The following is a 12,211-nucleotide window of genomic DNA, read 5'->3' as shown; positions in this document are numbered from 1 at the left end:
GCCGGCTTACATGCAGTTCGAGGGCTTCACAGAAGAGGAGTCGCAAGAACTGTCCAAAGCAGGCATCATCATCGGCACGTTGGAGCAGATCAAGGGCTGGGCGCGTTCGAACTCGCTGTGGCCGCTGACGTTTGCGACCGCGTGCTGCGGTATCGAAATGATGGGCACCGGCGCGGCGAACTATGACCTCGACCGTTTCGGGATCATCTTCCGTGCCTCCCCGCGCCAAGCGGACTGCATCATCATCGCCGGCACGATCACCAAGAAGATGGCGCCGATCCTGAAGCGTCTCTATGATCAAATGCCGGAGCCGAAGTGGGTCGTGGCGATGGGCTCCTGTGCGACTGCAGGCGGTCCGTATGTGCGCGCTTACTCGGTCGTCAAAGGTGCGGACCAAGTCATCCCGGTCGACGTCTACATCCCGGGCTGCCCGCCGTCTCCGCCTGCTCTGATCTACGGGCTGAACAAACTCCAGGACAAGATCCGTTTGGAAGCCAAAGGGAAGAAGGTGCGATAGATGAGCGAAGAAAACAAAGCGCCTGAAACAAAACCGGAAGCAACAGAAGAAGTAAAAGCTGAAGCGAAACCGGAAGCACCTGCAGCCGAAGTAAAAGCTGAAGCGAAGCCGGAAGCTGCGAAACCTGCGGCTGCCAAGCCCGCAGCAGCAGCGAAGCCGGCTGCACCGAAAGAAGAGACGCCTGAGACTGTTGACCCGCGCGTCGAAGCGGCCAACGCGAAGCTCGAGCAGATCCAAAAACGCATCGTCGCCCAATTCGGCGAAGAGGTGATCGAAGAAGCATCCCTCGCCAAGTTTCAGCCGACTTTCGTGATCAAAAACGAAAACTGGCCGGCAGTCGTCGAATACCTCAAGGTCACCGACGACCTGGCATTTGTCTACGCCGAAGTGATGGCCGGCACCGACCACATGGCCAAAGGCTACTGCGAAGTGTACCTCAACGTGCACTCCTTCGTGCTCGACATGGACCTGGCGCTGAAAGTCCGCACCCCGCGCGACGAAGCGTCCGTACCGTCGATCACGCACATCTACAGCGGTCTGAACTGGGAAGAGCGCGAGATCTACGACCTCGTTGGCGTCAACTTCCCGGGACATCCGGACATGCGCAGAATCATGCTCGAAGACCACTGGCAAGGGCACCCGCTGCGCAAAGATTACGTTGTGAAGGACTAGGGGGAAAGGAAAGCGATGGCTGAAATTCGCACTGAAGAACTCTTAATGAACATCGGTCCTCAGCACCCTAGTACGCACGGCGTACTGCGTGTTGTGGTCAAGGTGGACGGCGAGATCATCCGCGATGCGGAACCGGTAGTCGGCTACCTGCACCGCGGAACCGAGAAACTGGCAGAAGATCTGCAATACACGCAGATCATCCCGTACACCGACCGCATGGACTACCTGGCCTCGATGGTCAACAACCATGCGATCGTCAATGCGGTGGAACGCGCGATGGATCTGGAAATCCCGGAGCGCGCAGAACATCTGCGCATCATCGTGGTCGAACTGAACCGCATCGCATCACACTTGGTGTTCCTCGGCACCTACCTGCTCGACCTGGGCGCGATGAGCCCGTTCCTGTACGCATTCGCCAACCGCGAGAAGATCACCGATCTGTTCAACCGGATCTGCGGCGCGCGCCTGACGTTCAACTACATGCGCGTCGGCGGCGTCAAGTGGGACGCACCGGAAGGCTGGGTGCAGGATGTGATCGATTTCATCAACCACCTCCGCAAAGAGATGGATATGCTCCACGATCTGGTCACCGGCAACGAGATCTTCCTCGAACGCGTCAAAGGCGTTGGCGCCTACGATGCGGAAACGGCGATCAACTACAGCTTGTCCGGCATCAACCTGCGCTCGACCGGCTTCAACTGGGACCTGCGCAAGAACAAGCCGTACTCGATCTACGACCGTTTCGACTTCAACGTCGTCACCGGCAAAAACGGCGACTGCTACGACCGCTACATGTGCCACATGGAAGAGATCGTCGAATCGATGAAGATCGTTGAGCAGGCTGCACAGCAGATCCCGGACGGCCCGGTAATGGGCAAGGTGCCGAAGATCCTGCGCGTGCCGGCCGGCGAATACTACTCGGCTGTCGAAGGCGTGCGCGGCGAACTTGGCCTCTACATCGTCTCCGAAGGCAAAGACAAACCATACCGCATCAAATGGCGCCGTCCGTCCTTCATCAACCTGCAGATTCTGCCGAAGCTGCTGGAAGGGCAGTCCATGTCCAACCTGATCGCAGTACTCGGCGCCGTCGATATCGTGCTTGGGGAGGTTGACGCATAATGACAGAGATGTTTTCCTGGCTGGATAAGCCGATGGAGCTGTCAACGTTCCTGAACATGGCGCTTGGCGCTGTGATCGTCCTCGCCTTCATCCTCGGCGTGGTCACCTACACGATCTACTTCGAGCGTAAAGTCATCGGCTGGATGCAATGGCGGATCGGTCCGAACCGCGTAGGTCCCCTCGGGCTCCTGCAGACGGTCGCGGACGTTCTGAAGCTCCTGATCAAAGAAGATATCGTGCCGGCGAAAGCGGACCGCAACATCTTCCTGATCGCGCCGCTGATTGCCTTTTTCCCGTCGTTTATGGTGCTTGCGGTGATTCCGTTCTCCGCCACGCACATCTTCACGGCGGCGAGCAACGTCGGCGTCCTGTACTACATCGCCCTCTCGGCGACGACCATCCTCGGCGTCGTGCTTGGCGGCTGGGCATCGAACAACAAATACTCGCTGATCGGCGGTATGCGTTCGGCTGCACAGATGATCTCCTACGAAGTTCCGCTCGCGATGTCGATGCTCGGCGTCGTGCTGCTCGCAGGCTCGCTGAACATGGTGGAGATCGTCGAAGCGCAAAAGCAGTTCCCGTACGTCTGGTACATCGTGCCGCAAGCGCTCGGGTTCGTGATCTTTATCATCTCGGCGACCGCGGAACTCAACCGTACGCCGTTCGACTTGCCGGAAGCAGAGTCTGAGCTGGTCGCAGGTTACTTCACCGAGTACACCGGCTTCCGCTTCGCCTTCTTCATGCTGGCAGAGTATGTCTATGTCTTTGCAATGTCGGCGCTTGGCACCACGCTGTTCCTCGGCGGCTGGGAAGGTCCGTTCCTGCCGGGCTGGCTGTGGTTCGCGATCAAAGTTTCGGCGTTTATCTTCTTCTTCTTCTGGGTGCGTGCCACCATGCCGCGTATTCGTACCGACCAGTTGCTTGTCTTCTCCTGGAAAGTGCTGATTCCGCTGGCCCTGGTGAATCTGGTGCTCACAGCAGTCCTCAAATATCTGATCTAATACAAAGTGGGGTGAAATCATGTTCGGTTTCCTTAAAGGGTTGAAAGTCACCTTCGCCCAACTCACGCATAAGAAGGTCACCCTGATGTATCCGGATGAGATGCCGGACTTTGGCGAACGCTTCCGTGGTGTTCACAAGTTCTCGCCTGAGAAATGCATCGTGTGCAACCAGTGCGCGCGGGTCTGCCCGACTTCCTGCATCTCGCTTTCGGGCACACGCGGCGGCGATAAAAAGCTGCACATCGACACCTATGATATCAACTTTGAAATCTGCATCCTTTGCGATCTATGCACCGAAGTGTGCCCGACCGAAGCGATCCAGATGACCGATACCTTCGAACTTGCGACGTATAACCGGGTCGACCTGTATAAAAACATGTTCTGGCTCGATGACAACCGCAAGAAGACGGAAGGCATCCTCGAGCATGACGGCACTTCTTCTTTCGGGGGTGAAAAGTAATGTTCGGTGGTATTGAATTTACCGGGCAGAACATCGCGTTTTTCCTGATCTCGCTGTTTGTCATCGCGTGTGGCGTACTGCTTCTCTCGCTTCGCAAAGTGCTGTACATGGCGCTGGCTGTAGGCGGCGTGTTCATCGGCGTCGCAGGGATCTACATCATGCTCGAAGCGGAGTTTCTCGCTTTCATCCAAATCCTGCTCTACGCAGGCGCCATCACGATCATGATGCTCTTCGCGATCATGCTGACGCGGCATGATGAAGTTGAAAAACCGCAAAAGGTCACCGCACACCCGGTGTGGGCGGCGATCGCGGCGATTGGTCTGGGCGGTATCGTCCTCTACGTGACCAAATTCTCCGGTCTGCGCTGGCCGACTCCGACCGACTCCCCGTGGGAGGGTCAGGACAACGTCAAGCTGATCGGCGAATCCTTGTTCGGGCAATACGTGATTCCGTTCGAGCTGGTGTCGGTCGTCCTGATCGTAGCGCTCGTTGGCGCGATTACCCTTGCAAACAAGGAGGAGAAGTAATCGATGTCAGTTGAACAGTTTATTACGCTCGGTGCGATCCTGTTTTGTATCGGTTTGTACGGCGCGCTGACCAAGCGCAACATCATCATCGTCCTCGTTTCGGTCGAGCTGATGCTCAACGCCGTCAACATCAACCTGTTGACGTTTGCGCGCTTTGGTCTGATGCCGTCGATGAACGGTCAGATTTTTACCCTCTTTGCGATGACGATCGCAGCGGCTGAAGTGGCTGTGGGGCTTGCTATTTTGATCTCGTTATACCGCAACCGCAATACCAGCGACGTTCGGGATCAAGACCTCATGAAATGGTAATCCGGGGTCTTCTAAAGAACTACGGAGAAAGGTGATCGTATGGTCGAATATGCCTGGTTAGTTCCCCTCTTCCCGCTGGTGGCGTATGTGCTCCTGTTCGTGCTCGGTCGGCGGGCGCAAGAGGGTATTGTCACTGCGATCAGCGTGCTGGCAGCGCTGGCGGGCTTCGCGGTATCGCTTTTCATCTTGTCGGATGTAAAAGCGCACGGTGCAGCTGCACCGTACATCTTCCATTGGCTGAGCGTTGGTGAAACCACGCTGTCGATGGGCTATGAAGTGACCCAGCTCAACGCGATGATGCTGGTCGTGGTCACGTTTATCTCCACGCTGGTGCTGCTCTTCTCGAAGAGCTACATGCACGGCGATGAGCGTTTCCCGGTGTTCTATCAATATCTCAACCTGTTTATCTTCTCGATGCTCGGCCTGGTGATCTCGCCAAACCTCCTGCAAGTCTACATCTTCTGGGAATTGGTCGGCTTGTGCTCCTTCCTGCTCGTAGGTTTCTGGTACTTCAAGCCGGAAGCGGCCGCTGCAGCGAAAAAAGCATTTATCGTCACCCGCATCGGTGACGTCGGTCTCTTCATCGGGATCGTGCTGATCTTTATCGCAACCGGCACCTTTGAATACGCAGGCATCTTCCAAGCGATCGAGACCAAGACGTTCCTGATCGACTGGATCTCGCCGGAAGCGTTGATCACGCTGGTGGCGATCCTGATCTTCATCGGCGCAATCGGTAAATCGGCGCAGTTCCCGCTGCACACCTGGCTGCCGGACGCGATGGAAGGCCCGACTCCGGTCTCCGCGCTGATCCATGCTGCTACGATGGTTGCAGCCGGCGTTTACCTCGTCGCAAGCGCGTTCCCGATCTTCGAAGCATCTCCGGATGCCTTGATGGTCATCGCGATCATCGGTGCGATCACCGCGATCTTAGCGGCCTTGATCGGTCTCACGCAAAACGACATCAAGCGTGTCGTCGCGTACTCGACCGTCTCGCAGCTCGGCTACATGGTGATGGCGCTTGGCGTTTCGGCGTATGTGGCATCGACGTTCCACCTGATGACGCACGCCTTCTTCAAAGCCCTGCTGTTCCTCGCGGCAGGTTCGGTCATCCATGCGATTCACCACAACCAGGACATCCGCTCGATGGGCGGACTCTGGAAGAAATTGCCGATCACCGGCTGGACGTTCCTGATCGGGGCGCTTGCGCTCTCCGGGATTCCGCCGTTTGCCGGCTTCTGGTCGAAGGATGAAATTCTGCTCGGGGCGTACCACTCCGGCAACATGGTGCTGTTCGTGCTCGGCTTGCTGGCCGCGTTCTGCACCGCGTTCTACATCTTCCGCGTATTCTTCATGACTTTCACCGGCGAGTTCCGCGGTAAAAAAGAAGACTATGATCACGCGCATGAATCCGGTCCGCTGATGACCATCCCGCTCGTCCTGCTCTCGATCATGGCGATCGTGGCCGGTCTGCTCAACTCCCCGGTAACGGGCTACGCGTTTGAGCACTTCATGCTGCATGACGGCGAAATCGGCGAGGTTCACGCGCCGGAGCTGTGGATGGCCGTGCTGGCAACCGTCGTTGCACTGGCTGGCATCGGGCTTGCCTACCTGATGTACAAGTCGAAAGCGATCGATCCGGCCAAACTGGGCGGCGGCGCGCTGCGACCGCTTTACCAGCTGTCTTACAACAAGTTCTACTTTGACGAACTCTACAACTACGTGATCGTCAAGCCGGTCGTCTTCATCGGCCGTGTGCTCAACTTTATCGACAAGTGGATCGTCGACGGCCTCGTCCATCTCTTTGGCGAAGCAACTGTCGTCGGCGCGCTTGGCCTGAAATACAGCCAGAACGGCCAAGTCCAGACCTACGGTCTGATCACCGTTCTCGGCGCCGTTGCGCTGATTGCCAGCGCACTGATCTGGGGAGGTGTTGTGAAATGATGGGGAACCTTTTGACCATCATCGTTTTCCTCCCGCTGCTGGCCGCACTGATCATCGGCTTTGTTCCGAAGAGCAGCCAGGGGCAGGCGCGCGCGATCGCACTGATCGCCACGCTCCTGTCGCTGGTGTTCGCAGGCATTGTCTACGCGGGCTTTGATTTTGGCGCGAAGGGCATGCAGTACACCGAATCGGCTGAGTGGATCAACATCGCGAACGCCTACAAAGACCAGGCGCTCGTCATCGGCTACGACCTCGGAGTCGACGGCCTGTCGATGCCGTTCGTGCTGCTCACCGGCATCGTCTCCTTCCTCGCGGTTCTGGCATCCGGACGGATCCAGCACCGGGCGAAGGAGTACTACATCTGGTTCCTGCTGCTGGTCACAGGTCTGTACGGCTGCTTTGTAGCGCTCGACCTGTTCCTGTTCTTCCTGTTCCTCGAGCTGACCCTGATCCCGATGTACTTCCTGATCGGCATCTGGGGCGGCGAGCGCAAAGGCCCTGTGGCGACGAAGTTCCTCGTCTACCGCGGGATCGCTTCTGCGTTTATCCTCGTGGCGTTTATCGCGATGGCGTTCAAAGCGGCCGACGCGACCGGCACGATCTCCTTGAACATGCTGACGATCGCCGATGCGTTCTCGCAGGCATCGCCCGACCTGATCACCAGCGCTTTCAAAAACGGCATCTTCCTGGTGCTGTTCCTGGCGATCCTGATCGAGGAAGCGTTCTTCCCGTTCCACACCTGGCTGCCGGATACGCATGAACAAGCGCCGTCCGCAGTCTCGATGATCGTCGGCGGCGTGCTGATGAAAATCGGCGCGTACGTCCTGTTCCGCATCGCGGTTGGCATTCTGCCTGACGCGGTGCAGCATTACGCGACTCTGATCGCCGTGATCGGTGTGATCAACATCGTCTACGCGGCACTGATCGCGATGGTGCAAAAAGACTGGCGCCGCCTGCTCGCGTTCTCCGCGATCTCGCACATGGGGATCGTGCTGCTCGGGGTAGCGGCGATGAACCAGGCGGGCATCCAGGGCGGGATCTTCATGACGATCTCCTCCGGTCTGCTCTCCGCGCTCTTGTTCTTCCTGATCGGCGCGATCAAGGAGCGCACCGGCACCGCGCAGATCGCAGGTCTTGGCGGTCTGTCCAAGCCGATGCCGATCCTTGCCGGCTTCCTGCTGGCAGCGGCGCTCGGTTCGCTCGGCCTGCCGGGCATGAGCGGGTTTATCTCTGAGATTCTGGCGTTTATGGGCTCGTTTGAAGTATTCCCGGTCCTCTCGGCTGTGGGTACGCTTGGGATCATCCTCGCGGCTGTCTACCTGCTCTGGGCGATGCAGCGCACGACCTATGGTCCGACGCCTGCACAGCTGGAAGGTGTGACAGACGCTCGTCCGATCGAATTTGTTCCGGCGATCGTTCTGCTCGCGCTGATCATCTTGATCGGGGTCTACCCGCAAATCCTCAGTGACCTGGTGAACCCGTCGATCCAAACACTCGTCACCAGGATAGGAGGGTAGCACATGAATCCGGTACAATCGTTATCTGCACTCAGCTTCTCCGGCGTGTGGGACGTGATGGCTCCAGAAGTCATCCTCGTCCTGCTCGGCTTCGGGATGCTGGCGTTCGACTTGTTTGTCTCCAAAGAAACATCCCGCCGCATCTCTCCGTGGATCGGTGTGGCAGGTCTGCTCGTCGCGCTCGTGCTCGTGCTGCGCAACTTCGGCGTGGTGGCAGACGGCGGCTTGAAAGAGCTGTCCAACATGCTCTACGTGCTCGACGACTTCGGTAACGTGTTTAAAGTGATCTTCATCTTGGGCACGATGTTTACGCTCCTGATGTCGATCGATTTCTTCCGTCACAACCCGGCGGTCAAAGTTGCGGAATACAGCTACCTGCTGATCTTCGCAACGGTCGGCGCGATGGTGATGTCCTCCGCGTATGACCTGATCACCTTGTTTGTCGGTCTCGAACTGCTCTCGATCGCGTCCTACATCCTGGTCGCGATCCGTCGCGATGCCAAAGGCGGCGAAGGGGCGATGAAGTACCTGATCAGCGGTTCCATCGCCACCGCGTTTGCCTTGTACGGGATGTCCTTCCTGTACGGCGTGACCGGCCAGACTAACATCGCGCAGGCATCGCAGATGATCGCGCAGATGTGGATCGAGTTCAAACCGCTGATCGTGCTGTCCTTCCTGCTGATGACGATCGGCTTCGGCGCGAAAATCGCGCTGGTGCCGTTCCACATGTGGGCGCCGGACACCTACGAAGGCGCTCCGAACCCGATCACCGCGTTCCTGTCTGTCGTTTCGAAAGCGGCAGGTTTCGCGCTGGTGCTGCGCCTGTTCATCTGGGCGTTTGGTCCGGAGTTCAACGAGCTGTACATGTACCTCGCGATTCTCGCCGGCCTGACCATGGTCATCGGGAACATCGCGGCGCTGGCGCAAAAGAACATCAAGCGCCTGCTCGCGTACTCCTCTGTCGCACAAGCCGGTTACCTGCTGATCCCGCTCGCGGTGCTCGGCAGCGGCAATGCGCAGGAAAACATCTGGCTGGCGTTTGGCGAAGTCACCTTCTACCTGACCGCCTACCTGTTCATGACGATGGGCGCGTTCGCCATCCTGACCAACGTGACGCGTGAAGCGGGCAACGAAACGCTCGAAGCGTTCCGCGGCCTCTACAAGCGTTCTCCGTTCCAGGCGGTGGCGATGACCGTGTTCATCCTGTCGATGGCAGGGATGCCGATCACAGCCGGTTTCTTCGGGAAGTTCTACATCTTCCTCGGCGCGATCAACACCCAGATGTACTGGCTGGCGGCGCTGCTCTTCATCACGTCGGCCATCGCTTTCTACTACTACTTCGGTGTGTTGAAAGCGATGTTCATGAAGGAGAGCGAAGCACCGGTCACCGAACAAAAACTGGCGCTGCCGTGGTCGCTTGGCCTGATTGCAGGCGTTGGCCTGATCGGGACAATCGTGCTGGGCGTGCTGCCGAACCTGTACCTCGATGTGCTCAACGGGCTGAACTGGTTCGGACTGTAAGTCTATAAAACATCAATAAAAAAAGGACTCCGGGACTTTAGTCTCGGAGTCTTTTTGCGTGAATTGTGGTACGATGTTACGAGATGTGAAGAGAGGCGGGGGATGCGCCGTGTATTTTGGCTCCCAAGAGACCGGGATGGGCTGGATGTCCCTGTTTAATCTGGCCTTTTTATTGTTTGGCGTGCTGATCGCGTGGTATGCGCTGCAGATCGTGCGCTGGGATGTGTTTCTCAAGGATGCCAAAGGGCGTCCTGCTGCCGTCCTGCGTTTGCTGCTGTCCATCCTGCTCGGCTATCAGCTGGCCAAGTTCGCCAATGAATACATGATCTCCACAATGATGCTCAAGCAAATCTTCTAAACTATTTTTCTAGCAACTAGTATATCCTCCCCCTGATGCGGTCAGAATGGGTAACATCCATTTGACGGGCAGGGAGAGAGATCAATGAAGAAAATTGGGATTTTTGGTATCATTGTTTGTTTGATCGTAGCAGCATTCAGTTTGTTTTCGGCAAGAGAGACGATTGCACAGACGGCCGACACCGGCGCGTTTTTGAGCAAGGCGTTCGCCGAGACCGGGTCGGAAGTGGAAGGCTGGCAGGTGCACAACTGGTCGGCGATCGACAAGGAGTACAAGTCGGCCGATGACCTCAAGGCGCTGGGCCTGAGCCTGAACAAGATGTTTGCGATTCAGAATGCGGAGGAGACTCTCCAGTCTCAAGGAGATCAGACGTCTTACTCCTTGCGCGGCAAGTGGCAGAACGGCGCTGCTGCCCAACTGACCTTGACCTCGATGAAGTTCCAAAGCCACGCTCCGCAGACCGTGCTGGTGCTGCGTGTGGAACGCGACGCGAAAGACCTCAGCGATTACTCCGCTGCGATCAAGCGTGTCAGCGAAACGGCCAAACTGGCGAACACCGTCCCACAAATTAGCACTTGTATCAAAGGTTTGCGGGCTGATAAAATGAATGACATTGCAGTAAACTCGATGGTCAAAGACGTTTTTCAAACGGTAAAGGCCCAAGAGATCGAAGGAGTTCGCTCCGAACTGGTAACCTCTGTATCCGGATACTCTCCTCTCACAAAGGATTACATAGTCACCAATGGGAACAAGATGAACCTGCAAGTGGCGGCGCATTTTGACGAGACGCTCGGCAAGACGCGCGTGCTGGTGGGATCGCCGATCGTGACCATTGAGTATTAAGGGCTAGCTGCCTCGCCCTGCCTGTGGAGGTTTATTACAACATGGCTAAGATTGTCGTACAGGGCGGACAACGCCTCATGGGCACTGTGAAAGTTCACGGCGCGAAGAACGCCGTATTGCCAATAATCGCCGCTTCCATCTTGGGAAGCAAAGGCGAAAGCGTTTTGGAAGAAGTCCCGAATCTCTCCGACGTGGGGAACATCTGCGCATTGCTTGAAGCATTGGGCGTAGAGACCGGCGAGGCGGGACCCGGGCTTTTGCGCCTGAACGCAGAACTCGTAAACACAACGGAAGCACCGGCCGAACTCGTTCGGAAACTGCGGGCTTCTTTTCTTGTCCTTGGACCGCTGCTCGGCCGTTTCGGCCGCGCGCGCGTCTCGATGCCGGGCGGATGCTCGATCGGGGAGCGCAAGGTCGATTTGCACATCAAAGGCTTTGAAGCGATGGGCGCTGTGGTGGAGCAAGGCGAATCGTTTATCGAAGCGGTTGCGGAAGGCGGACGCCTGAAGGGCGCGACGATCTACCTCGACTTCGCATCGGTGGGCGCTACGCAAAACATCATGATGGCGGCCGTGTTGGCAGAAGGCAAGACGATCATCGAAAATGCGGCCAAGGAGCCGGAGATCGTCGACCTCGCCAACTACCTGAACAAGATGGGCGCTGACGTTCGCGGCGCGGGCACCGACACGATCCGCATCAACGGCGTGGCGGAAATGCGCGGCGCGGAGCACATGATCATCCCGGACCGCATCGAAGCGGGCACCTTCCTGGTGGCGGCGGCGATCTCCGGCGGCGACGTGTTTGTGGAAGGCGCGATCTCGCACCATCTGGCGCCGTTGATCTCCAAGCTGAAAGAAGCGGGCGTGACGGTGATCGACGATGTGACCGGCGTGCGCGTGAAGTCGGAAGGGGCGCTGCGTCCGTTGGAAGTGAAGACGCTGGTCTATCCGGGCTTCCCGACCGATTTGCAGGCGCAGATGATGTCGCTTTTGACGATCATTCCGGGGACGTCGTATGTGACGGAGACGGTGTTTGAGAACCGCTTTATGCATGTGGCCGAACTGCGCCGCATGGGAGCGGACATCAAGGTCAACGGCCGCACCGCCACCGTCAACGGCGTTGCGCAGCTGCACGGGGCGAAAGTCACGTCGACCGACCTGCGGGCAGGCGCGTGCCTGATCTTGGCGGGTCTGGTCGCCAAGGGCCACACGGAGATTCACGGCGTGCATCATATCGACCGCGGCTACGTGGACATCGTGCAGAAGTTTGCCGATCTCGGTGCGCAGATTGAGCGCATCGAGTATGAAGAAGTCAAAGCGGAAGACCAGCCGCTGGGACAGGCGTTTCTGTAAACAACTTTAAAAATGGGAAAGGCGGCCTAGATACGGGTCGTCTTTTTTTGTGTGCGATTGGGGAAGGCTAGGGG

13 protein-coding genes are annotated in these 12,211 nt (G+C 57.6%); all 13 read left to right on the top strand.

The features are described 5' to 3' along the window. The first annotated feature begins 10 nt into the window (after window positions 1–10). The 13 genes from CBW65_RS05140 (at window position 11) to murA (ending at window position 12,137) form a co-directional block, all read left to right on the top strand. On the top strand, window positions 11–517 hold the full coding sequence (locus tag CBW65_RS05140) for a NuoB/complex I 20 kDa subunit family protein (protein ID WP_087459122.1): 507 nt from the start codon (window positions 11–13) through the stop codon (window positions 515–517). Then, window positions 518–1,189 (top strand): NADH-quinone oxidoreductase subunit C, encoded by a 672-nt coding sequence (locus CBW65_RS05135; RefSeq protein WP_087455920.1) that lies wholly within the window; start codon window positions 518–520, stop codon window positions 1,187–1,189. Window positions 1,190–1,204: 15 nt separating this feature from the next. Then, window positions 1,205–2,308 (top strand): NADH-quinone oxidoreductase subunit D, encoded by a 1,104-nt coding sequence (locus CBW65_RS05130; protein ID WP_087455919.1) that lies wholly within the window; start codon window positions 1,205–1,207, stop codon window positions 2,306–2,308. Between the two features lie 8 nt (window positions 2,309–2,316). After that, a complete protein-coding gene (nuoH, locus tag CBW65_RS05125) occupies window positions 2,317–3,309 on the top strand; it encodes an NADH-quinone oxidoreductase subunit NuoH (protein ID WP_087459121.1) in 993 nt (330 codons plus the stop codon). 19 nt (window positions 3,310–3,328) lie between these two features. Then, window positions 3,329–3,769 (top strand): NuoI/complex I 23 kDa subunit family protein, encoded by a 441-nt coding sequence (locus CBW65_RS05120; protein ID WP_087455918.1) that lies wholly within the window; start codon window positions 3,329–3,331, stop codon window positions 3,767–3,769. Next, window positions 3,769–4,296 (top strand): NADH-quinone oxidoreductase subunit J, encoded by a 528-nt coding sequence (locus CBW65_RS05115; RefSeq protein ID WP_087455917.1) that lies wholly within the window; start codon window positions 3,769–3,771, stop codon window positions 4,294–4,296. The genes CBW65_RS05120 and CBW65_RS05115 overlap by 1 nt, the downstream gene beginning before the upstream one ends. Before the next feature lie 3 nt (window positions 4,297–4,299). Continuing rightward, on the top strand, window positions 4,300–4,605 hold the full coding sequence (nuoK, locus tag CBW65_RS05110) for an NADH-quinone oxidoreductase subunit NuoK (RefSeq protein ID WP_087455916.1): 306 nt from the start codon (window positions 4,300–4,302) through the stop codon (window positions 4,603–4,605). 39 nt (window positions 4,606–4,644) lie between these two features. Then, window positions 4,645–6,546 carry an NADH-quinone oxidoreductase subunit L gene (nuoL, locus tag CBW65_RS05105; RefSeq protein ID WP_087455915.1) on the top strand — a complete coding sequence of 634 codons (1,902 nt, stop codon included), beginning with the start codon at window positions 4,645–4,647 and terminating at the stop codon, window positions 6,544–6,546. Beyond that, complete coding sequence (locus tag CBW65_RS05100) at window positions 6,543–8,063, top strand: complex I subunit 4 family protein (protein WP_087455914.1); 1,521 nt, start codon at window positions 6,543–6,545, stop codon at window positions 8,061–8,063. The genes nuoL and CBW65_RS05100 overlap by 4 nt, the downstream gene beginning before the upstream one ends. Before the next feature lie 3 nt (window positions 8,064–8,066). Further along, a complete protein-coding gene (locus CBW65_RS05095; RefSeq protein WP_087455913.1) occupies window positions 8,067–9,584 on the top strand; it encodes an NADH-quinone oxidoreductase subunit N in 1,518 nt (505 codons plus the stop codon). Window positions 9,585–9,693: 109 nt separating this feature from the next. Then, complete coding sequence (locus tag CBW65_RS05090; protein ID WP_157721786.1) at window positions 9,694–9,942, top strand: DUF1146 family protein; 249 nt, start codon at window positions 9,694–9,696, stop codon at window positions 9,940–9,942. An 84-nt stretch (window positions 9,943–10,026) separates the two neighbouring features. Further along, on the top strand, window positions 10,027–10,785 hold the full coding sequence (locus CBW65_RS05085) for a YwmB family TATA-box binding protein (protein ID WP_087455911.1): 759 nt from the start codon (window positions 10,027–10,029) through the stop codon (window positions 10,783–10,785). A 41-nt stretch (window positions 10,786–10,826) separates the two neighbouring features. Continuing rightward, entirely contained in the window at window positions 10,827–12,137 is a 1,311-nt protein-coding gene (gene murA, locus CBW65_RS05080) for a UDP-N-acetylglucosamine 1-carboxyvinyltransferase (RefSeq protein ID WP_087455910.1), read from the top strand. The last annotated feature ends 74 nt before the right edge of the window (window positions 12,138–12,211 follow it).

The organism is Tumebacillus avium, from assembly GCF_002162355.1.
GTDB lineage: Bacteria > Bacillota > Bacilli > Tumebacillales > Tumebacillaceae > Tumebacillus_A > Tumebacillus_A avium.
This window is presented reverse-complemented; position numbering and strand designations above follow the sequence as displayed.

Bases quoted from the DNA above. Each gene is read 5' to 3' on its own strand.
- CBW65_RS05140 (WP_087459122.1), top strand. From the start codon at position 11: ATGCAGTTCGAGGGCTTCACAGAAGAGGAGTCGCAAGAACTGTCCAAA.
- CBW65_RS05135 (WP_087455920.1), top strand. From the start codon at position 518: ATGAGCGAAGAAAACAAAGCGCCTGAAACAAAACCGGAAGCAACAGAA.
- CBW65_RS05130 (WP_087455919.1), top strand. From the start codon at position 1,205: ATGGCTGAAATTCGCACTGAAGAACTCTTAATGAACATCGGTCCTCAG.
- nuoH (WP_087459121.1), top strand. From the start codon at position 2,317: ATGTTTTCCTGGCTGGATAAGCCGATGGAGCTGTCAACGTTCCTGAAC.
- CBW65_RS05120 (WP_087455918.1), top strand. From the start codon at position 3,329: ATGTTCGGTTTCCTTAAAGGGTTGAAAGTCACCTTCGCCCAACTCACG.
- CBW65_RS05115 (WP_087455917.1), top strand. From the start codon at position 3,769: ATGTTCGGTGGTATTGAATTTACCGGGCAGAACATCGCGTTTTTCCTG.
- nuoK (WP_087455916.1), top strand. From the start codon at position 4,300: ATGTCAGTTGAACAGTTTATTACGCTCGGTGCGATCCTGTTTTGTATC.
- nuoL (WP_087455915.1), top strand. From the start codon at position 4,645: ATGGTCGAATATGCCTGGTTAGTTCCCCTCTTCCCGCTGGTGGCGTAT.
- CBW65_RS05100 (WP_087455914.1), top strand. From the start codon at position 6,543: ATGATGGGGAACCTTTTGACCATCATCGTTTTCCTCCCGCTGCTGGCC.
- CBW65_RS05095 (WP_087455913.1), top strand. From the start codon at position 8,067: ATGAATCCGGTACAATCGTTATCTGCACTCAGCTTCTCCGGCGTGTGG.
- CBW65_RS05085 (WP_087455911.1), top strand. From the start codon at position 10,027: ATGAAGAAAATTGGGATTTTTGGTATCATTGTTTGTTTGATCGTAGCA.
- murA (WP_087455910.1), top strand. From the start codon at position 10,827: ATGGCTAAGATTGTCGTACAGGGCGGACAACGCCTCATGGGCACTGTG.